Source organism: Nocardia gipuzkoensis, assembly GCF_021183645.1.
Classification (GTDB): domain Bacteria; phylum Actinomycetota; class Actinomycetes; order Mycobacteriales; family Mycobacteriaceae; genus Nocardia; species Nocardia abscessus.
The window spans coordinates 2,386,403-2,411,364 of record NZ_CP089225.1; the positions used below are offsets into that span (position 1 = coordinate 2,386,403).

General features: G+C 67.7%; 27 protein-coding genes. 12 read left to right on the forward strand and 15 right to left on the reverse strand.

Going from position 1 to position 24,962, the window contains the following annotated elements:
- Positions 1-47 precede the first annotated feature (47 nt).
- The 3 genes from LTT66_RS10960 to LTT66_RS10970 form a co-directional block, all read right to left on the reverse strand.
- Entirely contained in the window at positions 48-485 is a 438-nt protein-coding gene (locus LTT66_RS10960; RefSeq protein ID WP_233066473.1) for a DoxX family protein, read from the reverse strand.
- Between the two features lie 302 nt (positions 486-787).
- Positions 788-1,246 carry a hypothetical protein gene (locus tag LTT66_RS10965; RefSeq protein WP_233066475.1) on the reverse strand — a complete coding sequence of 153 codons (459 nt, stop codon included), beginning with the start codon at positions 1,244-1,246 and terminating at the stop codon, positions 788-790.
- A gap of 14 nt (positions 1,247-1,260) precedes the next feature.
- The gene (locus LTT66_RS10970; protein ID WP_233066476.1) at positions 1,261-1,437 is read right to left on the reverse strand and encodes a hypothetical protein; all 177 of its coding nucleotides are present in this window, start codon (positions 1,435-1,437) and stop codon (positions 1,261-1,263) included.
- A 424-nt stretch (positions 1,438-1,861) separates the two neighbouring features.
- On the opposite strand from LTT66_RS10970, the gene LTT66_RS10975 reads away from it, so the two are divergent.
- Positions 1,862-2,233 (forward strand): hypothetical protein, encoded by a 372-nt coding sequence (locus LTT66_RS10975; RefSeq protein ID WP_233066478.1) that lies wholly within the window; start codon positions 1,862-1,864, stop codon positions 2,231-2,233.
- Positions 2,234-2,252: 19 nt separating this feature from the next.
- A complete protein-coding gene (locus LTT66_RS10980) occupies positions 2,253-2,618 on the forward strand; it encodes a hypothetical protein (protein WP_233066480.1) in 366 nt (121 codons plus the stop codon).
- 247 nt (positions 2,619-2,865) lie between these two features.
- Here the strand turns inward: LTT66_RS10980 and LTT66_RS10985 are convergent, their stop codons facing one another.
- The 3 genes from LTT66_RS10985 to LTT66_RS10995 form a co-directional block, all read right to left on the reverse strand.
- Complete coding sequence (locus tag LTT66_RS10985) at positions 2,866-3,408, reverse strand: hypothetical protein (protein ID WP_233066482.1); 543 nt, start codon at positions 3,406-3,408, stop codon at positions 2,866-2,868.
- Positions 3,409-3,506: 98 nt separating this feature from the next.
- Positions 3,507-3,728 (reverse strand): hypothetical protein, encoded by a 222-nt coding sequence (locus LTT66_RS10990; protein WP_233066485.1) that lies wholly within the window; start codon positions 3,726-3,728, stop codon positions 3,507-3,509.
- 4 nt (positions 3,729-3,732) lie between these two features.
- Positions 3,733-4,221: a DNA-directed RNA polymerase subunit beta gene (locus tag LTT66_RS10995; RefSeq protein ID WP_233066488.1), complete on the reverse strand. Its 489-nt coding sequence runs from the start codon at positions 4,219-4,221 to the stop codon at positions 3,733-3,735.
- Between the two features lie 258 nt (positions 4,222-4,479).
- Between LTT66_RS10995 and LTT66_RS11000 the strand changes: the two genes are divergently transcribed.
- From LTT66_RS11000 to LTT66_RS11020, 5 genes are all read left to right on the forward strand, one after another.
- On the forward strand, positions 4,480-5,361 hold the full coding sequence (locus tag LTT66_RS11000; RefSeq protein WP_233066491.1) for a helix-turn-helix domain-containing protein: 882 nt from the start codon (positions 4,480-4,482) through the stop codon (positions 5,359-5,361).
- The gene (locus tag LTT66_RS11005) at positions 5,361-5,567 is read left to right on the forward strand and encodes a DUF397 domain-containing protein (RefSeq protein WP_233066494.1); all 207 of its coding nucleotides are present in this window, start codon (positions 5,361-5,363) and stop codon (positions 5,565-5,567) included. Before LTT66_RS11000 ends, LTT66_RS11005 begins: the two co-directional genes overlap by 1 nt.
- Positions 5,568-5,907: 340 nt before the next feature.
- Entirely contained in the window at positions 5,908-6,444 is a 537-nt protein-coding gene (locus tag LTT66_RS11010) for a lipoprotein LpqH (protein WP_233066497.1), read from the forward strand.
- 98 nt (positions 6,445-6,542) lie between these two features.
- Positions 6,543-7,343 (forward strand): hypothetical protein, encoded by an 801-nt coding sequence (locus LTT66_RS11015; protein WP_233066499.1) that lies wholly within the window; start codon positions 6,543-6,545, stop codon positions 7,341-7,343.
- Between the two features lie 232 nt (positions 7,344-7,575).
- A complete protein-coding gene (locus LTT66_RS11020; protein WP_233066501.1) occupies positions 7,576-9,639 on the forward strand; it encodes a PhoX family protein in 2,064 nt (687 codons plus the stop codon).
- A gap of 124 nt (positions 9,640-9,763) precedes the next feature.
- Here LTT66_RS11020 and LTT66_RS11025 read toward each other — a convergent pair whose 3' ends face one another.
- Both LTT66_RS11025 and ggh read right to left on the reverse strand, forming a co-directional pair.
- Positions 9,764-10,504, reverse strand: coding sequence for a glycoside hydrolase family 25 protein (locus LTT66_RS11025; RefSeq protein ID WP_195097579.1), 741 nt, complete (start codon positions 10,502-10,504; stop codon positions 9,764-9,766).
- A 66-nt stretch (positions 10,505-10,570) separates the two neighbouring features.
- The gene (ggh, locus tag LTT66_RS11030; RefSeq protein ID WP_233066503.1) at positions 10,571-11,908 is read right to left on the reverse strand and encodes a glucosylglycerate hydrolase; all 1,338 of its coding nucleotides are present in this window, start codon (positions 11,906-11,908) and stop codon (positions 10,571-10,573) included.
- A gap of 228 nt (positions 11,909-12,136) precedes the next feature.
- On the opposite strand from ggh, the gene LTT66_RS11035 reads away from it, so the two are divergent.
- Entirely contained in the window at positions 12,137-12,826 is a 690-nt protein-coding gene (locus tag LTT66_RS11035; RefSeq protein ID WP_233066505.1) for an SDR family oxidoreductase, read from the forward strand.
- A 283-nt stretch (positions 12,827-13,109) separates the two neighbouring features.
- Here the strand turns inward: LTT66_RS11035 and leuS are convergent, their stop codons facing one another.
- Entirely contained in the window at positions 13,110-15,956 is a 2,847-nt protein-coding gene (gene leuS, locus LTT66_RS11040) for a leucine--tRNA ligase (RefSeq protein ID WP_233066507.1), read from the reverse strand.
- Positions 15,957-16,118: 162 nt separating this feature from the next.
- Between leuS and LTT66_RS11045 the strand changes: the two genes are divergently transcribed.
- Positions 16,119-16,526, forward strand: coding sequence for an SdpI family protein (locus tag LTT66_RS11045; protein WP_233066509.1), 408 nt, complete (start codon positions 16,119-16,121; stop codon positions 16,524-16,526).
- Positions 16,527-16,632: 106 nt separating this feature from the next.
- Here LTT66_RS11045 and LTT66_RS11050 read toward each other — a convergent pair whose 3' ends face one another.
- Positions 16,633-17,016, reverse strand: coding sequence for a cupin domain-containing protein (locus LTT66_RS11050; protein WP_233066510.1), 384 nt, complete (start codon positions 17,014-17,016; stop codon positions 16,633-16,635).
- Positions 17,017-17,588: 572 nt separating this feature from the next.
- The gene (locus LTT66_RS11055) at positions 17,589-18,068 is read right to left on the reverse strand and encodes a winged helix-turn-helix transcriptional regulator (protein WP_408638775.1); all 480 of its coding nucleotides are present in this window, start codon (positions 18,066-18,068) and stop codon (positions 17,589-17,591) included.
- A 99-nt stretch (positions 18,069-18,167) separates the two neighbouring features.
- Here LTT66_RS11055 and LTT66_RS11060 point away from each other — a divergent pair, with 99 nt between their 5' ends.
- Entirely contained in the window at positions 18,168-19,337 is a 1,170-nt protein-coding gene (locus tag LTT66_RS11060) for a thiolase family protein (protein WP_233066514.1), read from the forward strand.
- A 418-nt stretch (positions 19,338-19,755) separates the two neighbouring features.
- Here LTT66_RS11060 and LTT66_RS11065 read toward each other — a convergent pair whose 3' ends face one another.
- Together LTT66_RS11065 and LTT66_RS11070 are read right to left on the reverse strand one after the other, a co-directional pair.
- Positions 19,756-20,094, reverse strand: a complete 339-nt coding sequence (locus LTT66_RS11065) for a hypothetical protein (protein WP_233066516.1) — start codon at positions 20,092-20,094, stop codon at positions 19,756-19,758.
- Between the two features lie 44 nt (positions 20,095-20,138).
- Positions 20,139-20,549, reverse strand: a complete 411-nt coding sequence (locus LTT66_RS11070; protein WP_233066518.1) for a hypothetical protein — start codon at positions 20,547-20,549, stop codon at positions 20,139-20,141.
- 104 nt (positions 20,550-20,653) lie between these two features.
- On the opposite strand from LTT66_RS11070, the gene LTT66_RS11075 reads away from it, so the two are divergent.
- Complete coding sequence (locus tag LTT66_RS11075) at positions 20,654-21,619, forward strand: o-succinylbenzoate synthase (protein WP_233066520.1); 966 nt, start codon at positions 20,654-20,656, stop codon at positions 21,617-21,619.
- Between the two features lie 441 nt (positions 21,620-22,060).
- Here LTT66_RS11075 and LTT66_RS11080 read toward each other — a convergent pair whose 3' ends face one another.
- Together LTT66_RS11080 and LTT66_RS11085 are read right to left on the reverse strand one after the other, a co-directional pair.
- Entirely contained in the window at positions 22,061-22,564 is a 504-nt protein-coding gene (locus LTT66_RS11080; protein WP_233066522.1) for a TIGR04338 family metallohydrolase, read from the reverse strand.
- Between the two features lie 124 nt (positions 22,565-22,688).
- The gene (locus LTT66_RS11085; RefSeq protein WP_233066523.1) at positions 22,689-23,531 is read right to left on the reverse strand and encodes a DUF2786 domain-containing protein; all 843 of its coding nucleotides are present in this window, start codon (positions 23,529-23,531) and stop codon (positions 22,689-22,691) included.
- Positions 23,532-23,652: 121 nt separating this feature from the next.
- On the opposite strand from LTT66_RS11085, the gene LTT66_RS11090 reads away from it, so the two are divergent.
- The gene (locus LTT66_RS11090) at positions 23,653-24,954 is read left to right on the forward strand and encodes an ABC transporter substrate-binding protein (protein ID WP_195068673.1); all 1,302 of its coding nucleotides are present in this window, start codon (positions 23,653-23,655) and stop codon (positions 24,952-24,954) included.
- The last annotated feature ends 8 nt before the right edge of the window (positions 24,955-24,962 follow it).

Sequence of the window (24,962 nt, forward strand, 5' to 3'; positions counted from 1 at the left end):
CGATCGGTGGGCTCGGCCACCGATCGCCAGTCGTGCTCATGGATTGATCATCGCGACAGCGAATTACGCAGATCGGTGATGGTGGCGCGGCGCTCGTAGGCGATCCAGGCGAAGATCGCGGCCAGCACCAGCGGGAAGATCCCCATCACGGGCTTGTCGGCGATGAAAGCCTGCGTCCCGGCGGCGAGCACGGTGAGAACGGACAGGCCCGCGGCGGCAAGGGCGCTGAGCCGTGGCACCATCAGCCCGATACCGCCGGCGACCTCCGCGACTCCGATGAAGATGAGCAGCCCGAGGGGGATGGTCAGATTCTCGGGGGCGTTGTCCGCCAAGGTGTTCGGGATCACGAGCTTCGGCCCGCCGGAGGCGATGATGAAGAACAGGCCGAGCACGATCTGCAGGGTCCACAGGACGCGGTTGCGAATTTTGCCGGGACGGTCGGTGACATCGGCGGAGAAGTCGGCGGAGGCGTTGGCGGTGGTCATTTCTGGTCCTTCTGGTCGGTCGCGCCGGGTTGGTAGCGCGTTCAACAGATAGGACGGAGCACCGGCCGAAGACTCATCGCTGTCCGCAAAGATCCGTCACAATGCAGGCCCTTTGGGTAAGGGGCTCGAGCCCACTCGACATGGCCATCACCGGAGGTACAGACGCCTACCGCGATGCACGGGGCACTGTTCGCTTCAAGCACTCGACACCGAGACGGTCCCGGAACACTCCTCCGGGACCGTCGGGTGCGAATTCCCGGACTCGATCCGATGCTGCTCGATGATGTCGTCGTACTGCGTAGTCAATCCGTGGTGGGTTGATCTCGACACTGGTCGACGAGGTGCTGGTAGAAGGCGTTCTCCGGCGATTCCAACGAGATGGCCCGCAGGCCTAGGGTGACCTTGCGGCCAACTACTGTCGAGTATCCGTCCTGGTCCAGGCCGAGATCCTCTGCAACCGCCAGTACCAGTTCATCCAGCTCGTCATCCGTCACATAGACGGCGAGACGGCATTCGACTGGGACGCGCGCCGGGTCGTACGCGTCCCCCCACGCGCGCTGAGCGAACTCATCGACCGCCGTGACCGGTCCGAAGCTGGTGAAGCACGGGATACGGTTCACCCCGCGGATCCGATGGGTGCTCTCTTCGAGCGCCAGCGCGACCGGGTGGATTCCCTCGCCGTCGAGGGCGCCGGGCCCGGTCGCGTCCGGCAACCCAAGTCCTACCGCGAACTCCCACACTTGGCGTTCGTCGTCGTCCACGTACAACCTTCCTGTTATTTCTTCGATGAGTTCTCGACGCGGCAGTGCTTGACCTTCCGCCCCTTGGGCGCAGCCGCCTGGACCTTGTTCCAGGCGTCCTCCTCGGCCGCGTCCTTGGTCTTTCCGGTCCCGGTGTACTTCTCTGGGCCGGTGGCGTCTGTCCGGTCCAGATTCTCGAAGTAGCAGGACAAACACCCGCACTGACACCTGGCCGCGCGACCTTCTCTCCACCGGAAGCTCCCCGCAACCGGCACCCCGATTCAGCAGTTCTTCTGAAATGGTTAGCAGAGACTGCTGTAGCCGCGATCGCGGCCCGGCGGCGCGCCCGCGTAACCGCCTCGGGCTCAACGGCAGCGAGCAGCTCGACCTGTTCGGCGACATCGCCATGTCGTCCTGAGCTGCGGGGTCGGGCCACCGTGTTACAGATCACTCGAGGTTCCTGCGCAGTAGTGGAACCGTTTCCCTGGTGCCTCCGTCCAACTCAATTGACGGACAACGACTTCGGGTTCCTCTTGTCGGAGCTGGATTTCGTCGGCCGTCGCCATTTCAGATCAGATCGCCCGCCTGGCGGAGAGGTTTCCGCCGGGTGGGGGTCGAGAGCAGACGGGGGATGTCATGAGAAGTACGCGACTGGCATCGGCGATCGCTTTCGCGGTGGCCGTGCCGTTCACTGTCGGTTTCGCGGGCACGGCGGTAGCGGCTGCCGCGCCCGCGGACTACCAGATGCCCGCAGCGACCGCCGCCACGCTGGCCCAGCCTGTGGCGGAGGGGCTTTCGCCGGTGCAGCGGAAGCCGAAGAAGGTCACGGTCACGGTGCGCTGCGACAAGGTCAAGAACGGTACGCCGGCCAACGGGCACTCCGAAGAGAAGATCGAGGGGACCGGCCGGGCCTTCAACCGCAAAGACGCCGAGAAAGCCGCCGAGCAGGACGTCGACAATAAGATGCCGCAGGGGTATCACAAGCGGCACTGCCGTGCCATCAACTGAGAGGATGGAACCAGTAAGCGTGAGTAGCTATCTGGTTGTCCAGCTGTACTGCACGCCCACCGAGGCAGAAGCGACCCGATCGGCCCTGGCCGACGAGATCGCGACGTTCCCGGAGTTCACAAGCGCGCGGATCACCTTCGAGCAGAAGGCCGAAACCGACTACGAAATGCATCTGCACTGGGCCGCCCAGCACCCAGACCAGGACCCCGGAGACCGGGCCTACCACCTGCTGCGAGTCGACACGGACAACGATGTCCCAGAACCGGTGCTGCGGGAGGCGGAGTCGAAGATTACCGACTGGATCGACTCGACCTACAACGACGACTCCGACGACATCGTCGAGCTGCAATGGGGTAGCTACGCCGGAACCAAGCTGCTGAGCTGAGGTAATCCCCACCGGAGGGTCGCCACCGCAAGCGGTGGCGACCCTCCGCTCGCAGATACGCTGAAACATCGACCCGCAGGAGACCGGCGCCCGGGACTACCAATCAGAAGATCAGGAGCCCAGTCGAATACGTCAGAATGATGCTAACGGCATTTCAGCCGGACTCTTCGCCTCTTCTCCAGGTGTAGCGTTCGGGTGTATCCCGCTCGTACACACTCGGCGACTCCTGTGGTCCGGGGCCAATGGTTCACGGCCCGTCGTACAGCCTCTCGTTCGGCAACCGCCGTAAGCCGGTCGTGTCGCCAGGGATGACCTCCACGGAGTCGACGAAGGGGCGCCGGTGCTGCTCTTGGAGGAACCATAATGCGGATGTGAGGCAGGCGGCGAAGTCCAGCCGGTGCCCATCGATCACCACCGCCAGGCGCACGTCCGGTTGCTCCGGGTGCGGCGACATCTGCTCGCGGGTGCGGCCGAGGGCCGGTTGGTGCTTTCGCCGCACGGCAGATCCCGGGCGAGCGGCTTGCATGATCACTCCCTGACGATGGACTTCGGAAGGAACGACTGGCGCACCCTGAGCACCTTCCCATTTCCTGATTTTGTAAAGCGCCGCTATGTAGGTGGCGCAGGTCATGGGTGGGCAATCTTGGTGATGGTGGTAGGCCGTGCGCGCGGCCTCGTAGCTCTGCATCGGCCAGTGCGGGTTGTTGTGGTCCAGCCACGAAAGTGTCCGGGCGAGGACGTTGGTGTCGTAGCACGGCCCGCTCGAGTCGGCCTCGCTGTCGGTGACCATTGTTCGGAGACCTCCCCACGAAACGGCGGCGCGGAGCCGCGACGGAACTTCGGAGTTATGTGCGTACGGCCGCCACGCTTCGGGTGGAGCGGCAGCGGTTACGCCGGGACCAGCTCCGCGCGTACCCACGGATCGCGGCGAGGCTCGGTGAGGTCACACAGGCGCTCGAGATCAGCGTCGGATGGAAGCGATCGGCTCGCGGCCAGCTCCAGATAGAGCATTTCCGCACGGGTGACGCGGTACTCGAGGACCGCCGTGCTCACGAGAAAACAGATCGCGAGCCACGAGACAACGCCGAAAGCGATCAGTACAGGCAGCATTGCGCTACCGCCCATGGCGCGGAGCCGCAGGCTGCGGCACTACTGCGGACCAAGCCCGCACGGCATCGACGACAGCAAGGCCGGACGGAACAAAGGCGCTGCGAGCCGGGACAACCCATTGCCGGATGGAGTCGTTCGGGCTCGGGGAGGGGAGTGCGATGACGGCTCCCTCTCGCGCGATGCTCACGTCCTTGCGGAACATCTCAGCGAACAGCTTGACGTCGTCGTCTCCGATATCGGGACGGATGAGGAACGTCCAGCGATCCGAACGCGAATGTCCGACAATAGGTCCGAGTGCGACGCCCCTACTCTGCATGTGCGTCTTCACCGCTCGGCCCAACCTGCTGGGCATCGTCACCGCCCACACCGACCCGGCCCGCATCACGATCCGGCCGAGTTCCGGTGGGTCGATCACGGCATTGAAGCCGCAATTCCTGCGATAGAACATGCAGCGGGACAGCGGTGTGTCCCCGAACGCATCCTGTTGGTCCATCAAAGACCTCTGCTCCCATCGAATGACGGTTAGGTGTGCGCCCAGCCCGTGCCCCTGCCGATGTCCGAGTGCGGAGGACTCCTCCACCTCCTACTGGGCGCGCTGTCCAGAACACCATGGGCAGGCCAAAATGGCATTGCCATTTCAAATATTGTGGGAATCTCTTCCAAACATGCAGGACAACTGCCAAACTGGCGAAGTTGGATGTCCAAAATGGCAATGCCAGAGTGTCAGACTGAACACGCCTAGGAGCATGGAATGGTAGGAAGCACGGCCCGAAAGGCGCTACCGCGCCGCGCACTAGGCCGGTACCTTCGCGAGCAACGCAACAGTCAGGGGCTCAAACTGGCGGATGTCGCCGAGCTCATGGAGTGGAGCATCAGCAAACTGGGCCGCATCGAGCGCGGCGAAGAAGGCAAGCTACGGAAGGCCGATGTACAGCAGCTGTGCGAGATTCTGGGCTTCAGCGAGGACCGAACCGCCGTCATGGTCGGACTCGCGCAGCAAGCCGATGTGAAGAACTGGTGGCACGCTTTTGGTGATCTGATCCCCGATGGCTTCGTGATGTACGTCGACATGGAGTCGTCCGCCCATGAGATGACGATCTACCGTCCGGATCTGGTTCCAGGCTTGTTGCAGACGGCCGCCTACGCCCGTGCGCTGGACCGGATTTATTTTCCGCATGATTCCGAAGACGAGCAGGAGCGGCGTATCCGGCTGCGGATCGAACGGCAATCCATCCTTACCAGGAAGACCAAGCCGACCCGCATCGACGTGGTGCTCCACGAGTCGGTGTTGCACACGATTGTCGGAGATCGCGCGACCATGGCCGCGCTGCTGCGTCACCTAGCGGATATGAGTACTCGACCCAACGTGAGCATCCGGGTCTTGCCGTACACCGCTGGCATCCCGATCGGCGTACCTATCGGCCCGTTCGTGATCCTCGACTTCGCGCCAGATGTGGATGGCGTTATCGAACCGACCGTGGTCTACGTCGAGAACTTCACTGGAGACTTGTACCTTGAGCGTGAAGAAGACGTGAGCAGTTACCGTGAAGCGTCTGCAACAATCCAACGTGCTGCGTTGGACGCCGTGACAAGCCGGAACGTTCTCCGGCGGGTAGCAAGGGAGTTTTCGTAGTGACCGTTGAGTTGTCGGGGGCGCGTTGGTTCAAGAGCAGCCGCAGCTCGGGAGGCAAGGAATGCGTAGAGGTAGCGTTTCTTGACGGCGGTCAGGTCGGCGTGCGTGACTCGAAGAATCCGACCGGCCCCGCGCTGGTGTTCACCCCCGGCGAGTGGGACGCGTTCACCGCTGGCGTGAACGACGGCGAGTTCACGCGCCCGTAGCAGTAAGCAAACCATCGCGGCCCGGCCCGCTGTCCTCGAATGGACAGGGGCCGGGCCGTTTTCGTTGTATCCGTCCAATGAGCCCAGAGGGGCCGGTCCGAACGGACCGGCCCCTCTGCGTTTTGACCTCGGCCTGCGAATAGGCAAGGGGTCGTCGCGTTCGAGAACCGCGGTCGGTCCCCGATTGCTCTGGGTCGCAAGTCGTCTACCTGCGGAAATGCGGAAAACCTGGGATCGGTAGGGCGTGCACCGTTCCTACCTTTGTCTCATCGGCCCCACACGGAGGGGCCGGAGAACAAAGACCAGGGGCGCCGCCCCTCGAACGACAAGGACACACACCATGAACGCCACTTCGCTCCGCTTCGCCGCCGCCGCTTTCGCCGCCACCGCCGCCGTCGCGGTGCTCACCGGATGCAGTGACAGCAAGGGCAGCTCCCCGGCCGCGCCCGCGCCGTCCTCGGCGCAGCCGGATCCGTCCGCACCGGCGGGCAAGTCGATCGCCTCGGTCGACGGCAAGGCCTTCGACGCGAAGTTCACCACCACCTGCGCGAAGCAGGGCGGCACCCTCGCGCTCGCACTGACCGACACCGAGAACGCCGCCTACGGCAACCTCTCGGTGAGCGCGACCATCACCGACGCGAACACCGTGCAGGCAGTCGGGATCGCGGGCAGCAAGGGCGGCGACAACGGCCTGCCTTACGCGGTCGGCTTCGGCAACGGCATGCCGGGCGGCTCCGCCACGGTGGTCAAGGACGGCAACACCTACAAGGTCACCGGCGAGGGCGTGGGCGCCCCCGACCTGACCAACCCGCTGGCCGGGCCGAAGACCTCGAAGTTCGAGATCACCTTCGCCTGCTCGTCCGTCGTCGGCGCCTGATCGCCGCATGTCCCTCGATCCGCCCCGTCATCCCGCACGAATCTCAGGGATGACGGGGCGCGGCGAACCCCGAACCTTCGCACCGAAAAGGAAATGTCATGAAGAAGATCCGTCTGCTCACCCTCGCCCTCGCCGCCGCGGCGATCGGCTACTACGTCTACCACGCCGTGACCTACGTCCCCACCAGCGAATGGGAGCCCTCCGGAATGGGCTGGCTCGGCTTCGAGATGGCGCTGCCGATCATGGCGCTCACCCTGGTGCCCATGGTCTTCGCCTTCACCGGCGAAGGCATCATGAGCGCGTTGACCGGCCGCAACAGCGCGGAGTTCCGTGACGGGCTCACCGGCCTCGGGACGGTCCGATCGGTGCGGCAGACCGGCGTCACCGTCAACGACCAGCCGCAGGTCCACATCGAGTTCAGCGTCGAAGGCGCGGACGGCAAGATCTTCCACTCCTCGGCGAAGATGATCGTGCCGTTCACCGAGTTGGCCCTGCTGCGTGCCGGAGTCGTGCTTCCGGTGCGTTACCTGCCCGGCCGGACCGACAAGGTCGAGGTCGACCTGTCCGGCGACGCGTCCGCCGCGCAGCGCGCGATGAACGAGTCACTCATCCGCAAGGGCATGACCACCCGGCACAAGCTCGACATCGCCGAGCGCGGCATCGCCACCCAGGCGGTGGTGCAGTCGCTGTCGGTCACCGGCACGATTCGCGACGGGCACTCCGAGGTCGAACTCGGCTTGGTGGTCACCCGGCCGGACGGATCGACCTTCGCGACCCGGGTGACGAAGTTCCTCGCACCCGCCAGCGTCGGCCAAGTGCAGGTGGGCCGCGTGCTGCGGGCGCACTACCTGCCCGAGAACGAGAGCGAGGTCGTCATCGCCCTTCCGGTCAACGCCTGATGGGCGAGCCGGACGCACTCCGCGCACGGCCGACCGAAAACGAGGCAGCCGACGGTAGACACAAATGCCGCGCAGATTCGAGATCATCGAGTCGGCGCGGCATTCGTTGTTCCCAGGTCTGGCGGCCGGGCAATTTGAGGGTTACCTAATTGGGCGGCTGTTCACTTTGCCGTCTATTACGGATTGTCCGGATGGTTTACCGTGCGGCCGTCGGCCCAACCCAGGAGTCACCGTGAGTCTTCAGCCACTCGCCCTTTTCGTGAAGCACGACGGACAGTCGTCGCGCGCCGCCGTCACATGTGAGTACAAGTGCGCGAACGCGTGCTTCCACGAAGCGCCGAACACCTCCGCGGGCGCCTACTTCGGTGACATCGTCAGCTCGCTGAACCGGCGCGGGCTGATCAAGGGCGGTGCCGCCGCCGTGCTCGCGGTCGGCGCGGGCGGCGTGCTCGCGGCCTGTGGCGACGACGAGCCGACCGCCGTGGTGTCCACCGCGCCCGCGGGCCCGCCAGGAACCGGCACCGATTTCACCGCCGTAGCGCCGAACAAGGAAGACGCCGTGGTGATCCCGGACGGCTACGAGCAGTCGGTGGTGATCCGCTGGGGCGATCCGCTGTTCCCGGACGCGCCCGCCTTCGACTTCGACAAGCAGACCGCCGCCGCGCAGGCCAGGCAGTTCGGCTACAACAACGACTTCGCCGCCCTGCTGCCGATCGAGGGCCAGGCCAATGCCTACCTGCTCGTGGTCAATCACGAGTACACCACCAGCCCGCACATGTTCCGGGGCTACAACAAGGACGCGCCGACCGAGGAGCAGCTCGCGGTCACCATGGCCGCCCACGGCCTGACCGTCGTGGAGGTGAAGGGCGAAGCCGGTTCGGGCAAGCTGGTTCCCGTCTTCGGCAAGTACAACCGCAGGATCACCGCGACCACCGAGTTCAAGTTGACCGGTCCCGCCGCGGGCAGCGACTTCGTGAAGACCTCGGCCGACCCGACCGGCACCAAAGTGCTCGGCACCTTCGCCAACTGTTCCGGCGGCCTGACGCCGTGGGGCACCGTGCTGTCCGGCGAGGAGAACTTCAACGGCTACTTCGCCAACGGCGACAAGGTGACCGACCCGGTCGCCGCCGCACGGCTCAAGCGCTACGGTTTCCCCACCGGCAAGACCGCCAACTTGTGGGAGCGCGCGGACAAGCGTTTCGATCTGGCCCAGGAACCCAACGAGGCCAACCGATTCGGCTATGTGGTCGAGGTCGACCCGTGGGACCCGAACTCGACGCCGATCAAGCACACCGCGATGGGACGGCTCAAGCACGAGGGCGCCAACATCTACGTCACCGAGAACGGCGACGTCGTCTCCTACACCGGTGACGACGAGAAGTTCGACTACATGTACAAGTTCGTGTCCTCGCGCAAGATTCAGCCGGGCACCGGTGCGGCCAGCATGCGGCACAACCTGACCATCCTGGACGCGGGCACCCTGTACGTCGCCAAGCTCGCCGGCGATCACGCGGACAAGATCGACGGCACCGGCGCCAAGCCGTCGGACAAGGGCTTCACCGGCACCGGCCAGTGGATTCCGCTGCTGGAAACCGGCGCGGACGGCAAGGGCAAGTCGCTGGTCGAGGGCATGAGCGCGGAAGAGGTCGCGGTCTTCACCCGTCTGGCCGCCGACAAGGTGGGCGCCACCAAGATGGACCGTCCGGAGGACTTCGAGGCCAACCCCTACACCGGCAAGGTGTATGTGGCGCTGACCAACAACGACAACCGCGGCGCGGAGGGCAAGCAGGGGCCGGACGAGGCGAATCCGCGCAAGCTCAACAAGAACGGCCAGGTCCTGGAGATCGACGACAACCACACCGGCACCACGTTCACCTGGTCGCTGCTGCTGGTTTGCGGCGATCCCGCCGCGGCGGACACCTACTTCGCCGGATACGACAAGTCCAAGGTCAGCCCGATCTCCTGCCCGGACAACCTGGCTTTCGATCCGTACGGCAACCTGTGGATCTCCACCGACGGCAACGCCCTGAAGTCGAACGACGGCTTGTTCGCGGTGGTGCTCGACGGCCCGAACCGCGGTCAGACCAAACAGTTCCTCACCGTTCCGCGCGGCGCGGAGACCTGCGGCCCGGTGGTCACCGAGTCGCGAGTGCTGGTGTGCGTGCAGCACCCCGGCGAGGCCGACGACGCCACTCCCGAGAACCCGTTGTCGCACTGGCCGGATGGCGGCACGTCCCAGCCGCGCGCCTCGGTCGTGGCGGTGTGGAAGAAGGCCGGCGGCCGCATCGGAGCCTGATACCACAGCCGCGGCACCCAACCGGCCCCCTGCGACCACGGCCGACCATCCTCCGCGGCTCTTCCCGCGGGGTGGGGCCGCTACCCGACTGGGCGGGTAGCGGCCCCACTCCTGTGGCAGGCGGTCAGCCACTGCCGGTGACGCCGCTGATGTTCGCGAAACGGGCGAAATCGCCTTGCGCGCCGCTGTATACGTTGAGATCGACGCGGCCCGCTATGCCGGGGAGGCTGCCGCTGTCGGTGGTCTGCCAGAACGTCCAGGTGGACCAGCCGCCGGGAACTTCGGGGTGAGCGTTGCCACGGTAGTCGGCGATCCACAGGGGGTAGCCGGCGAACTCGGCGGTGTCGGCCATCGCGGTGCGCCAGAAGTTGGGATAGGTGTAGAGGATCGGGACGCGGCCGGTGAGCGCCCGCACGGTGGTCAGGTAGCGGCGGGTCCAGTCGATCAGGGCGGCCGGGCCGAGACCGCCGGAGTCCTCCAGGTCCAGGACCGGCGGCAGGTCGAGCGGTCCGTTCTGCCCCAGCACCACCGCCGCGTACATCGCGGCCTGCGGTTCGGGTGGCAGATTGGGCCGAGCGTAGTGGTAGGTTCCGCGCGCCAGGCCGGCCGCGCGCATCAGCAGGCTGTCGGGCACGAAATACGGGTTGACGTAGCTGAGCCCCTCGGTGGCCTTGACCATGGCGAAGTCCTGGCCGGAACGCTTGACCGCGAACCAGTCGATCGGGCTTCCGCCGGTGTGCTGCCAGGACGAGACATCCGGGCCGGTCGGCGCGGCCGCCGCGGGCAGCGTGGCGACGAGGATGCCGGACAGTGCGATCAGGGACAGCGCCGCGCCGCGGCGGGTGGTCGACCTCCAGGTGTCCATGCCGGACGACGATAGCCATTCGCTCTGGCTGTTACCAGTGTGACGAATGAGGTGTGTCTGCGGCGCTCACCCCAGCCAATCCAGGACCGATGCCGCCGTCCACGACTGCTGCATGCTGCCGAGCGGTTCGCCCGTGAACGGCTCGTAGTACTCGGCGAAACTTCCGTCGCTGGCCTGCCGCAAGCCCTCGGCGCGCAGCATGAACGAGCGCTCCGCCCAGCCGCGCCTGGCGAAGACCCAGGAGAACAGCCAGCTCATCACCGGCCACACCGGTCCGCGCCAATACTCTCGGGAGCGAAAGTCCTTGGACACCGGGGAGGTCGAGGGCGGCAGCGCGTAGCGCAGATCCGGATGCCCGCAGAAGCGCGGGCCCTCGAACAACCGCAGCAAGCTGCGCTCGGTGTCGCGGGGGAGGCCACCGCACAACAACGGCGCGAACATCGAGAGCGTCTCGGTGTTGATCCACCGCTGTAACCGCACGTCGAAGTCCCGTGCCGCGCCGGTGCGGGCGTCGGCCGTCGCGACGACGCCCGCGCGGAACCGGTCGGCCCACGCGTACAGATCGCGCACGTCGGCGTGGGGCTGCTTGTACTCCTCGCCGATATTGGCCAGGACCTCGCAGGCCAGCGCGAAGATCCCGGTGACGAACACGTCCTCGACGGCGAAACTCATGGTCGAGGCCAGCTGGAAGTCGTCGTAGCCGGCCCGGCGCATCTGCTCGACGAGCCAGAGGTAGCGGTCGTACTCGCGGTCGGTGGGGCGCTGGGTCGGATCGGCGACCACCAGCACGTCCTCGCGGCGATAGGCCGGCAGGTCGCCGGGGATCACGTGCTCGTAGGCGCGATCCCAGCGTGGTGAGTTGTCCATCCCGGACTCCCAGCCGTGATACAGCGTGATGCGGCCGGTCTCCTTGGGATCGCGGGCGTGCGCCAGCCAGCGGTGCCAGCGCACCAGATCCGGCCACCGCCGGTTGAGGAACTCCTCGGCCACGGCCCTGGTACTGCGGCCGTGCCTGCGCGAATGATCCAGAATCCGCTGTACCGCGATGGCGTGCACGGGCGGTTGGGTGATTCCCGAGGTGTCCGGGCCGTCCGGCGCGTTGGCGGCCAGTTTGCGGCACTCCCAGCGGGCCGGGCCGGGGAAATAGCCGTCCACGCCGTTGGCGAAGACGATGTGCGGGATCATGCCGTTCTTCCACTGGGCGGAGAGCAGGGTGTCCAGCTCGATCACCGCCCGCTCCACGCTCAGCGGCGCCAGCCCGACCGCGACAAAGGCCGCGTCCCAGCTCCACATGTGCGGGTACAGCCGCGGCGCCGCGCTGGTCATCGTGCCCAGATCGTTCCCGCGCAGCAGGTAGGCAGCGCGGGCCGCGAGCTGGGTCGGGGTGAAGCCCGGATGTGCCATCCCCCTATTCTGCGATGTCACCCGCAGATATGCCCGCTCAGCGGCGTCCGTTTCGTCTCCATCCGATCGGCCCGTGGCCGGTTCGTGTTCGGCAACTCTCACTCTCGAATGCCCCGTCCGTGATTCGCTGATCGAGATTCTCGCCTCGATTCAGCCTGCATCGCCAGTCGTTCGTCCAGTGCTACGGGTTTTTACGCCTTACTTACCCAGCCGGTTACGGTGGGGCCCATGACTTCGGCCGCGACCCCGAAACCGACCGCCCTGATCACCGGCGCCAGCCGAGGACTCGGCGCCGCGATCGCCCGCGAACTCGCACCCACGCACGACCTGCTGCTCGGCGCGCGCTCGGCGGAGTCGCTGCGCGACATTCTGGCGGAACTGCCCGGTGCGCAGGGCTGGCCGGTCGAGTTGACCGATTACGCCGCCGTCGCCACGGCGGTCGCGCCGATCCGGAGCCTGAACGTCCTGGTGCACAACGCGGGCATCGCCGATCTCGGCACGATCGCCGGTTCCACGGTCCAGCAGTGGCGCAACACCTTGGAAGCGAACCTCGTCGCGGTGGCCGAACTCACCAGACTGCTGCTGCCCGCGCTGCGGGCGGGCCAGGGTCACGTGGTGCTGATCAACTCGGGTGCGGGGTTGCGCGCCAACGCGGGCTGGGCCTCCTACGCGGCGAGCAAGTTCGGGTTGCGCGCCTTCGGTGACGCACTGCGGCTGGAAGAGCCGCAGTTACGGGTGACGTCGATCCATCCGGGCCGCATCGACACCGACATGCAGCGGGAGATCATCGCGGGGGAGGGGCGCGAGTACCGGGCCGAGGAGTTCCTCACTCCCGAGACGGTCGCTTCCACTGTGCGTTGCGCCATCGATACCCCGCGCGACGCGCACCCCACCGAGATCGTGCTCCGGCCGTACTGATCACCGGCGCCACAGCTGTCCGCGCGGGCTTGCTCGCCGTGGGCGGGTGTACCGGCAGTTCGGTGCGGAGGCGGCTTCCGCGCGAGCGTGCGCGCCGCGCTGGGCGGCGTGCGAGGTCAGCTCACCGTCGCGGCCGGTTGTCGCCCGATGCGAGTCCCGGTTCCCATCGAGCCCGCCGCTTCCCGTCGCGGAGGTTCGAGCGGACGAACTGGATCGGGTGCGGATGAGCGCCGAACGCCGACCCGGTCACCGCGGGCGCCTCGCTCACGGTGACCGGAACGCCTCAGGCGACGATATTGACCAGGCGACCGGGCACCACGATCAGCTTGCGCGGCGGGGCCCCGTTCAGCAGCGCGGCGATCTTCTCGTCCGCCAGTGCGGCCGCCTCGATGGTCGCGTTGTCGGCATCCGCGGGCACCTGAATCCGGCTGCGCACCTTGCCGTTCATCTGGATCGGGTACTCCACCGACTCCTCCACCAGCAGCGCGGGATCGGCGACCGGGAACGGGCCGTGCGCCAGGGACGCGGTGTGGCCCAGCCGCTCCCACAGCTCCTCGGCGATGTGCGGGGCCAGCGGCGCCAGCATCAGCACCAGCGGCTCCACCACCGAGCGCGGCGCGCCGTCCGGATAGCTCTTGGTCAGGTGGTTGGTCAACTCGATCAGCTTGGCGCCCGCCGTGTTGTCGCGCAGTGCGGCGAAATCCTCGTCCACGCCCGCGATCGTCTTGTGCAGCAGGCGCAGCGTCTCCTCGCTCGGCGTGGCGTCGGTGACCCGCAGCGCGCCGGTCTCCTCGTTCACCACCAGGCGCCATGCGCGCTGCAGGAACCGGTGCGCCCCGACGACGTCCTTGGTCGCCCACGGCCGCGAAGTGTCCAGCGGACCCATCGCCATCTCGTAGAAGCGGAAGGTGTCCGCGCCGTACAGATCGCACATCTCGTCCGGCGAGATGGCGTTCTTCAGCGACTTCCCGATCTTGCCGTATTCCTGGAAAACCGGGATCTCGGTGCCGGTGGCGTCGGTCCAGAAGAACTTGCCGTCGCGCTCGAGCACCTCGGCGGCGGGCACGTACGCGCCGCGCTCGTCGGTGTAGGCGTGCGCCTGGATGTAGCCCTGGTTGAACAGCCGCCGGTACGGCTCGCTGGCGGACACCTCACCCAGGTCGAAGAGCACCTTCTGCCAGAAGCGGGCATACAGCAGGTGCAGCACCGCGTGCTCGACGCCGCCGACGTACAGGTCCACGCCGCCCGGATCGTTCTCCCCGCCGACCTCCGTGCGCGGGCCCAGCCAGTACGCCTCGTTCTCCTTGGCGCAGAACGTCTCCGCGTTCGTCGGGTCGGCGTAGCGGATCTCGTACCAGGAGCTGCCCGCCCACTGCGGCATGACATTGGTGTCCCTGCGGTAGCGCTTCGGCCCGTCGCCCAGGTCCAGCTCGACTTCCACCCAGTCGGTCGCCTTGGCCAGCGGCGGGGACGGCTCGGAATCCGCGTCGTCGGGATCGAAGGTCACCGGGGCGAAGTCGTCCAGCTCCGGGAGCGACACCGGCAGCATGGACTCCGGCAACGCGTGGGGGGCACCCTGCTCGTCGTACACGATCGGGAACGGCTCGCCCCAGTAGCGCTGGCGCGCGAACAACCAGTCGCGCAGCTTGTACTGGATGGTGCCCTTGCCGTGGCCGTCGGCCTCGAGCCGGGCGATCATCGCCGCTTTGGCCTGTTCGACGGGCATGCCGTCGAGATAGTCGGAGTTCACCAGCGCGCCCTCGCCGGCATGCGCGCCCTTCTCCAGGTCGCCCCCGCTGATGACCTCGATGATCGGCAAGCCGAGGACGGTCGCGAATTCCCAGTCGCGGTGATCGTGCCCGGGCACGGCCATGATCGCGCCGGTGCCGTAGCTGCTGAGTACGTAGTCGGCGATGAAGATGGGCACGGCCTTGCCGTTGGCCGGGTTGATCGCGTAATTGCCCAGGAAGACGCCGGTCTTCTCCTTGTTCTCCTGGCGCTCCAGATCGGACTTGGCCGCGATCGACTTGCGGTAGGCGGCCACGGCGTCGGCCGGTGTGGCAGCGCCCTCGTTGGTCCACCGTGGGTCGGTGCCCGTCGGCCACGCGGCCGCGGTCAGCTTGTCGACCAGCTCGTGTTCCGGGGCGAGCACCACGTAGGTGGCGCCGAACAAGGTGTCGGGCCGGGTGGTGAATACCTCGATCTGCTCGCCGTCGGCGTCGAACTTCACCTGCGCGCCACGGGATCGTCCGATCCAGTTGCGCTGCATGGCCTTCACGTTCTCCGGCCAGTCCAACCGGTCCAGGTCGTCCACCAGTCGATCGGAATAGGCGGTGATGCGCATCATCCACTGCCGCAGCCGCTTACGGAACACCGGGAAGTTGCCGCGTTCGCTGCGGCCGTCGGCGGTGACTTCTTCGTTGGCCAGCACGGTGCCGAGACCGGGACACCAATTGACCACCGAATCGGTCTGATACACCAGGCGATACGAGTCCAGCAGCGCGCCGCGCTCGGCGGGCGACATCGTGTCCCAGGACTTGCTGTCGGGGACGGCCCGTGCGCCGGAGGCGAATTCGGCCGCCAGCTCGGCGATCGGGCGGGCCCGGTTCAGTTCCGGGTCGTACCAGGCGTTGTAGATCCGCAGGAAGATCCACTGCGTCCAGCGGTAGTACTCCGGGTCGGTGGTCGAGAACGAGCGGCGGCGGTCGTGGCCGAGGCCGAGGCGGTCCAGCTGGCGCTGCATCGTGGCGATGTTCGACTCGGTGGTGTCGCGCGGGTGCGCGCCGGTCTGTACCGCGTACTGCTCGGCGGGCAGGCCGAAGGCGTCGTACCCCAGGGCGTGCAGCACGTTGCGGCCGTGCATCCGGTGGTAGCGCGCGAAGACGTCCGTGGCGATATAACCGAGCGGATGCCCGACATGCAGGCCCGCGCCCGAGGGGTACGGGAACATGTCCTGGATGAACAGCTTGTCGGCCGGAGTGGGGCCCGACAGCGGCCCGACCGGGTTCGGCGCATGGAAGGTTCCGCGCTCGTCCCACGCCCGCTGCCACCGGCGCTCGATGCGGCCGGCAAGCTCCGCGTTGTACCGGTGCTCTGGTACATCGCTTTCGGTTGCACGTGTGTCCTGCACGGTCCTGCCTTCTTGTGGTCGCCGATCCCCGACAAACTTCGTCTATCAGGGTAGAACGTCCCCGCCGCAGGACCGAAAATTGGGCTGGCCTGGACTTGGACCGGGTTCCCCGCCGGGCCGCCCGTCGGCGGTCCTTCGGCGCCGATGCGCTAGCCTGCATGGGTGTTCGTCGTCGCTCTCGTCCTGTTCGTGCCGGCTGTCGTGGCCGTCACAACCGGCGCACTCGGGCTGACCGGCCGGTTGCCCCGCAACCGTTTCTTCGGGGTCCACACCGAGGCCGCGCTGGCCACCGACGACACGTTCCGCGTCGCCAACCGAGTCGCCGCGCCCACGTCGATCGCGGCGGGCGCCTTGCTGTTCGCCGGTGGTCTCGTCGCGCTGGCCGCCAGTGGGATCGTCGCGCTCGTTGTGGCGGCCGGCGTCGCGATGGTCGCGCTGTTCACCCTCGGCGCGGGCGCGAATATTGCCGCGCAAGCGGCCGACGCCATCGCCCCAGCCGCCGAGATCGGCGGTTGCGGCAGCTCCTGCGGCGCCTGCTCACTCCGCGACGCCTGCCAGCCCGCGAGCTGAAGTCGATCGCCGGTTCCGGTGGCGCGCGCTCGCGCCTCCGCTCAGCTCCGACCTCATCCGCGCGCCTGCTGCCTGCACTACTGCGTGTGCTCGAGCGGGACGCAGGTCACCGCATATCGGCTGCGCAGGGCGGCGGCGCAACGCTGTGCGACAGCGGACGGCCCACCGGAGTGATGTAGAGCACGCACAGCAGCACCGGCACCGCTGCGAGGTTGCGAGCCACGTGGGGATAGCGCGGCCCGCTCGGTTCCCGGAAGGCCCGCCCACGCCGATACGTGACCGGTGTGCAATCCGCGCCGGGATGATCGAGCGAGCCCCGCGCGACCAGGACGAACAGCGTCCCGTCGTGGTAATGCCAGCCACTGCTGCCGCCGGGCTCGATGATCGTCTGGCGCAGCACGAACGCTCGCCTGCCCAGCGCGAACCGGAACAGCACTCGGCTCGCGGTGCCGCGAGCGGGTGCCGCGTTCACCTCGAATTCGGGCCACATCCTTCGATCGAACCATTCGTTCGACGCTCGGGCCACAGGCCACAGGCCACAGGCCACGGACCACGGGCATGGACCACGGGCCACGGGCCACGGGCCACGGGCCACGGGCCATGGGCCATGGCCATGGACATGGGCCACGGACCACGGGCATGGACCACGGGCCATGGACCAAGGACATGGACCATGGGCCACGGGCTGCCTGCCGTGGGCTGCGTGCCGTGTGCCGTGTGCTGTGTGCCGTGGGCCATGGGTCATGGGCTACGTGCCGCGTGCCGCGTGCCGCGTGCCGCGTGCCGCGTGCCGCGTGCCGCGTGCCGGGTGCCACGGACCGCGTGCCGCGTGCCGCGTGCCACGGACCGCGTGCCGCGTGCCACGGACCGCGTGCCGCGTGCCGCGTGCCACGGGCCGCAGTCGTGTCGGTCGGGCTGCTGACCGGCGACGTTCACAGGTGCCGCCGCGCCCCGCACGGGGCAACCCGAGGCCCGCTGCTCATGGGTGTCCGATCACTCAGCGGGCCGCCCGGATGCACGGCGACATCGCCGCCCTCGCGCTGCCGGAACCGGACTGCGGATCTAGACATGCTGAGCGCCGAGTTCCTCCAGTTCGATCTCGCGGCCGGACGCGCTGCGCACCTGCACCCGCACCGGAGCGCCGGTCGCCTCGTCGACCAACAGCAGCGGCGCGGGCCCCGGTTGCAGGTAGGCGTCACCCCACTGCATGAGCGCCAGCACGGCGGGCAGCAGGTCCCGTCCCATCCGGGTGAGTACGTATTCGTGCCGGGTGCGCTTGCCTTCCTCTTGGTACGGCTGTTTCGTCAGCAAGCCCGCCTCGGTGAGCTTGCGCAACTGTGCGGCGGCGGCCGCGTCGGTGATGCCGACCCGGCTGGCGAACCCGTCGAAGCGCCGGGTCCCGTAGTACGCCTCCCGCAGGATGAGCACGGCCGAGCGCGTGCCGACGATGTCCATCGCCTTCGCGATCGAGCATTCCTCGGCTTTCCACGCGCTGAGATCGGCCAACGGTCCTTCCATCACGGCTGCCATGACGAACATCATACCGATGCTGACTTGCCTCAACTATTGTCAGATGTAGTCTGACTATGTGTTGATAGAGCCAGGCATGGCGGCCGGGCTCTCGGTCCGGAAGGAAGCACCATGAGAGACGCGGTGATTGTCGAAGCGGTACGCACCCCGATCGGCAAAGGCAAGCCGAACGGCGCACTGCACAATGTCAACGCGGTGGATCTGCTGGCCCACAGCCTGCGCGAGGTGGTGGAGCGCAGCGCGATCGATCCCGCCCTCATCGATGACGTGATCGGCGGCGTCGTCACCCAGTTCGGTGAGCAGGGCGCGAATATGACCAGGCGGGCCGCACTGGCCGCCGGATACCCCGAATCCGTGCCCGCCACCACCGTCGACCGGCAGTGCGGCAGCAGCCAGCAGGCGATCCACTTCGCCGCGCAAGGCGTGATCGCGGGCGCCTACGACATCGTGGTCGCCGCGGGCGTGGAGTCGATGGGCCGGATTCCCATGGGCGCCAATCTGGTCGGCTCCGACGACATCTCCGGCGTCGGCTTCACCGAGCGATACCCGGAGGGTCTGGTGTCGCAGGGCATCAGCGCCGAGCTGATCGCGGCCAAGTGGGGACTCACCCGTACCCAACTGGACGAGTTCGCGCTCGCCAGCCACGAGAAAGCCGCGCTCGCCACCAAGAACGGTTCGTTCGCCAAGGAACTCGCGCCGATCAACGGACTCGCCACCGACGAGGGCATCCGGGTCGGCAGCACGCTGGAGACGCTGGGCGCACTCCGTCCCGCCTATTACGACCCGGCCATGGCCGCCCGGTTCCCGCAGATCGGCTGGGCGATCACGGCGGCGACGGCCAGCCAGGTCAGCGACGGCAGCGCGGCGGTACTCATCATGACCAGCGAGCGCGCGAAGGAACTCGGCTTGCGGCCGCTGGCCCGGCTGCACAGCTTCGCGGTGGCCGGTGACGACCCGCTGCTGATGCTCACCGCCGTGATCCCGGCGACCGCCAAGGTGTTGCAGCGCGCCGGTTTGCAGCTGTCCGACATCGATCTGATCGAGATCAACGAGGCCTTCTCACCGGTGGTGCTGGCCTGGGCGCAGGACACCGGCGCGGATCTGGCGAGGGTCAACGTCAACGGCGGCGCGATCGCCATCGGCCACCCGCTCGGCGCATCCGGCGCACGCCTGATGACCACGCTGGTACACGCCATGCGGGAACGCGGCGCCCGCTACGGCCTGCAAACCATGTGTGAGGCAGGCGGATTGGCCAACGCCACCATCATCGAAAGGTTGTGATCCCACGCCACCGGCGCCGCGTGTCCGTCGAGGGCCCAGGCGAACACGCTCGCCGATGGCGTACCACCCGCTGTCGGGGCCGGGGTTCGTCGTCGTTCAGACGAACACGCTCACCGATCGCGTACCACTCGCTGTCGGGGCCGGGGTTCGTCGTCGTTCAGACGAACACGCTCACCGATCGCGTACCACCCGCGGCCGAGCACCCAGCATGTCCACGGCGCCCCGGCGTCCATCGTCGTCACCGTAGCGCCGCGAGCCTCCAGCCGCACGATCGCCCTCCACGCCACCGGCTCACCTCGACTCCAGGTTTCGAGCGAAGCGAGACCGAGCATTCGCCGTTCGCGGCCCGGCTCGCGTCACAAAGGGGCCGCGAACACCCAGCGCCGCAGGCGCTGGAAAACCAACACAGCGCTGCCAATCAATACCTCACGAGCACGATCGCGATCAGAAACCCGACCAACCAGGACTCGAGGATCAAAGGGACTGCGATGAGCGGGGTCCAGGCGATCGGCCTTTTGTCGCGCACTTTCTCCAGCACCGCGGCGACCGCCGCGAGCACCGACGCCGCGATGCCGGTCCACGCGATGACCTGCGCCCACGGCAGATACTCCACGCCGCAGCCATCGCGGCCGTCGCGCGCGAGCACTTCGTAGAGCCGCACGAAAGACGCGATCAGCCAGCCGAATCCGAGGACGATCACCGAACCCAGCGCCACGCGCAAGGCATCCGTCATTCGCCGCCGCAATCGCCACGCCATACCTTCAGGATGACCGGCGCGAGGCCGCACGGCATTTCGACGGTTCAGGCTCCCGGGTAGACCTTGGACGCGAGCGCGAGGCCGCCGCAGAACGAGGCGACGATCAGCACCATCGCCAGCACCGGCCAGTACCACATGTACCAGCGCTTGACGGCGGCCAGGATGAGCATCCCGGTCACGCCGACGATCGCGAACGCGGTCCCGCCCCACGACACCGCGAAGGCCCAGCCCAAGTAGTCGGTGCGGCAGTTGTCCGGCCCACACGGATCGGTGGCGAAGGCGAAGAAGACCGTGAAGTAAGCGGCGGCGAGTCCGAGGACAGCCGCGAAGCAATACAGCACGACGGCGAGCACCACGTCCCAAGTCCGCACCGGCCGCTGCCCGGCGGGCCACTGCGCGGGCCCCGGGGCCGTGCCGTAAGGCGGCCAGGGCTGTGCGGTACCGGTCTGGATCATGCCTCAACGATCCCGCTCCGGGCGCCACCCCGACTCCGGGAAACTACTCGAGTCCGCATGCGCAATCCCCCGATCGGCCGCAGCAGCCGAATAAGCTGGCGGCGATGAGCGACTCCGCAGAGCAGAACGTCGTCTACGCCATCCCGATGCGCACCCGTTTCCGTGGCATCACGGTACGCGAGGGAATGCTGATCCACGGACCGCTCGGGTGGGGCGAGTTCTGCCCGTTCCCCGAGTACGACGACCGGGAGGCCGCCGCCTGGCTGGCCACCGCGATCGAGCAGGTGACGACCGGCTGGCCCGAACCGGTGCGGGATCGCATTCCGATCAATTGCACCGTGCCCGCCGTCGGCGCGGAGCAGGCGCACGCGATCGTCGGTCGATCCGGCTGCCGCACCGCCAAGGTGAAGGTCGCCGACCATCCTGAATCGCTCGCGGAGGATCTGGCCAGGGTGGAGGCGGTGCGCGACGCGCTCGGCCCGAACGGCGCGATCCGGGTCGACGCCAACGCGGTCTGGGATGTCGACACCGCGGTGCGCCACATCGAGCGTATCGACAAGGCCGCGGGCGGGCTGGAGTACGTCGAACAGCCGTGCCGGACCATCGAGGAACTCGCCGCGGTGCGCCGCCGCGTAGACGTGCGCATCGCCGCCGACGAATCCATCCGCCGGGCCGAGGACCCGCTGCGAGTCGCGGTCGCCGGTGCCGCCGACATCGCCGTCCTCAAGTGCACGCCGCTGGGCGGCGTCCGCCGCGCCCTCCAGGTAGCGGAGGCGGCGGGCCTGCCCTGCGTGGTCTCCTCCGCCTTGGAGACCAGCGTCGGCCTCGCCGCGCAGCTGGCCCTGGCGGGCGCGCTCCCGGAACTCGACTTCGCCTGCGGCCTCGGCACTTTGAGCCTGCTCACCGGCGACGTGACGCCGGGCTCCCTGCGTCCGTCGGACGGTTATCTCCCGGTCCTGCGCACCCCGCCCACACCGGACCCGGCCCTGCTGGAACGCCACCGCCACCCCGACGCCGAACGCACCGCGTGGTGGCAGGAACGGTTGGCCCGCGTCACCGCCTTGCTCTGATAATCCCCGCGCCATAACAGGGCGTAGACCGCGGCCATCCGCCCTGGCCACGGTACGCGCGACACTCCATGGCGGCGCCGCCTATTTCCCGGACACGCAGCGCCTCGTCCGTGCGACGGCCGCAGGAAGGAGGCGCCCGCGCTCGACCATCGCGCCCCCGACTTCGCCGAGTGGTGAACACCTTCTTCGACAACGGCGTCACGAGTTCTGACCGTCATCAACAACGCCGCCGGCGCGACCGAGGGCCCCGACCGGCTGCCCGCGGGGGCCGAAATCGCCGTCCTGGCGTAACGGCCCCCCGCCGACCGCGACTCCGGACATCGTTTCCGGTCAGCACTCCGACTGCGCACGCTGGAACGCTCAAACCCCGATCGCGAATCGTGGCGAGCGATAGACCACGCCGGGCTCTTCCACTCGTCGTGCACATGATTGATCGTCGACTCACCCGATCCGCACGCCGCAGCCCAGCATGGTGGTGCGCAAGAGCAGCGCCGCCTCGGGACCGACCACACCGTCGACCAGTTCCAGGTAGCGGTCGCAGAATTCCGGGCCGTGCGCGGCCACCGATCCGGGCGCGGGCTCCAGGTGATGCGCGAGTTCGTGCAGGATCACCAGTTCCCGCAGTGCCCAGGCGGTGTGCAGCGGAACGGCGAGGACGGCCTCGGCCGCCTCGTAGTGCGCGGCGGTGGTCCCGGCGCGCGAGCGGACGCGCACGGCGACGGCGGCCCGATCCCAGCGCGCCCGCACCCAATTGAGGTCGAGCACCTTGTCCGTATAACTCTGCACGGATTCCACTGAGGCGAAGCGGCGCTCGATAGGCAGTGTGAGATGCGAACCGTAGAGTTCCACGGTGCGCGTTCCGTGCTCATCTGCGCGATCGAACACCCCGCGCACCAACTGCTCGGCGTCGTACACCTTGGCGCGCTGACCATCGCGCACCGTCATCGCGGCGACGCCGATCGCATCGCGCCGAGCCCCGGCCAGTTGCCGACCCGCGCCGGCGCGACGGCCGGCCACACCCGGTCGAGGTGGCCCGCTCGCACCGGACAGCCCGCGATGCGCACGCCGATCAGCCTCCTTCGGAGGTCAATTTCGCACGGGCGGCCGGGAGTTCGGGTGACGTCCCGATCCGCGCGGCCCGGCCCGCGCGATCGCCCGCCGCCCGCGCCGCCGCCGAATGTCCGGTCGACGCCTGCGGCCCGCGCCAGGTGCCGCGCGCCTCCGACGTCCGGGCGTAGAAATCTGTGAGCTCGATCTCTTTGTCGCGTAACGCCAGCGCGGTGCCGGTCGCGCGCCCATCCCCGGGCAATACCTCGGCTTCGACCTCCGCCTTCACCTCGGCCAGCCGCCGCCCGATTCGCGCCGCGAACGCCATCTGGAAGTTCAGCCGCGCCGTCACGCCCGCCACCGGCGCCTGCACCCGCCGCCGGACCTGCCGACCCCACCGCTTCTCGACCACGATCTTCTCCACGGTGGCCGATCGGTAGGCGCCGGACTTGATGTACTGGTCGGACGCACGCACCATCTGCACGATCAGACTGGCGTAGAGCGCCTCGCAGGTATCGATGTCGGAGTCGAAACCATATGCGTAGACCTGCGTCGATGTCCTGGCAACATCGCAGCGCACGTCGTTGGCCGCGGCGATCGCGACGAACAACTGCACGTAGGTGCGCAACCCGCGTTTGCCCGGCTCGCCGATCGGGATGATCCGCTGCACGGGGGTGGGCCTGCGCTCGCGTCCCGCGATGTGCGCCCGCGCCACGGTGAGGTCGATGGACGACTTGGTAGCCAGTCGCTGAGCCGCGGCGAGGAACGCTTCGGCCTCGTGTTCGTTGTCCGTGGACTCGGCCTTGCGCAGCAGCCCACCGATGCGGGTGAGCATCCGATCGGGAACCACGTTCGGCGAAGTCATCGCGGTCAGCCTAATAGGCGACTTCCCGCCACTGTCCCGCATGCCGGATCGACACCATGTATCTTGCCTTGTGCACCGGCAGGGTGTGCTGCCGCTCACGAACGATCCTGGAGTGTTTGCGATGGCTGTGAAGAAGGTGTCGTCCCTACGTGCGACGCTCGTGCCACGGGCCGCGGTCGCGGTCGCGTCGGTCGGGCTGCTGACCGCGACGTTCACCAGTGCCTGCTCCAGCGACAGCGGCGGCAGCCCGACCAGCCAGAACCTCACCGGACGTGGTCCGATCACCTACGTCGAGGGCAAGGACACCACCGAGACCGGCGCGGTCAAGCAGCTGATCGAGCGCTGGAACGCCGCGCACCCGGACGAGCAGGTGACGTTCAAGGAACAGTCGAACGACGCTTCGCAGCAGTACGACGACCTGGTCGAGCACATGCGCTCCAAGCAGTCCAACTACGACGTGGTCGCCTTGGACGTGCCCTGGACCGCCGAGTTCGCCGCCAAGGGCTGGATCCAGCCGCTGAAGGACTCCTTCGCGATCGACACCAGCGCGCTGCTCTCGCCGCCGGTCGCCAGTGCCACCTACAACAACACGCTCTACGCCGCACCCCGGAACACCAACGGCGGCCTGCTGTTCTACCGCAAGGACCTGGTGCCGAACCCGCCCAAGACCTGGAACGAACTGCTGGCCCAGTGCCCGATCGCGCGCCAGCAGAACATCGGTTGCTACGCGGGGCAGTTCGCGCCCTACGAGGGCCTGACCGTGAACGCGGCCGAGGTGATCAACGCCTACGGCGGCAGTTTCGTCGGCGCCGACGGCAAGACCCCCACGGTGAACAGCGCGCAGTCGCGTACCGGACTGAAGGTGCTGGTCGACGCGTTCAACAACGGCGACATCCCCAAAGAGGCCATCACGTTCAAGGAGCCGGAATCCAGCAACGCCTTCGCGCAGGGCAAGCTGATGTTCCTGCGCTCGTGGCCGTCCACCTTCGGCGACGTCGGCGGTGAGGCCTCCGCCGTGAAGGACAAGTTCGCGGTCGCTCCGCTGCCGGGGGACAACGGCGTCGGCGCCTCCACCCTCGGCGGCTACAACGCGGCGATCAGCGCGTACTCCAAGAACAAAGCCACCGCGCTGGACTTCCTGCGCTTCCTGATCAGCGAGGACGCGCAGCACATCGTCGCCTCCGGCGCGCTGCCCTCGGTGCGCGCGTCCATGTACGACGACCCGGCGCTGATCGCGAAGATGCCCTACCTGCCCGCGCTCAAGGACTCCATCGCCAGCGCGGTCCCGCGCCCGGTGACACCCTTCTATCCAGCGGTGAGCAAGGCCATCCAGGACAACGCCTATGCTGCGTTGAACGGAACCAAGTCCGTCGACGACGCGATCACCGGTATGCAAAAGGGCATCGAGACCGCCGGATCGTAAGTGATCGA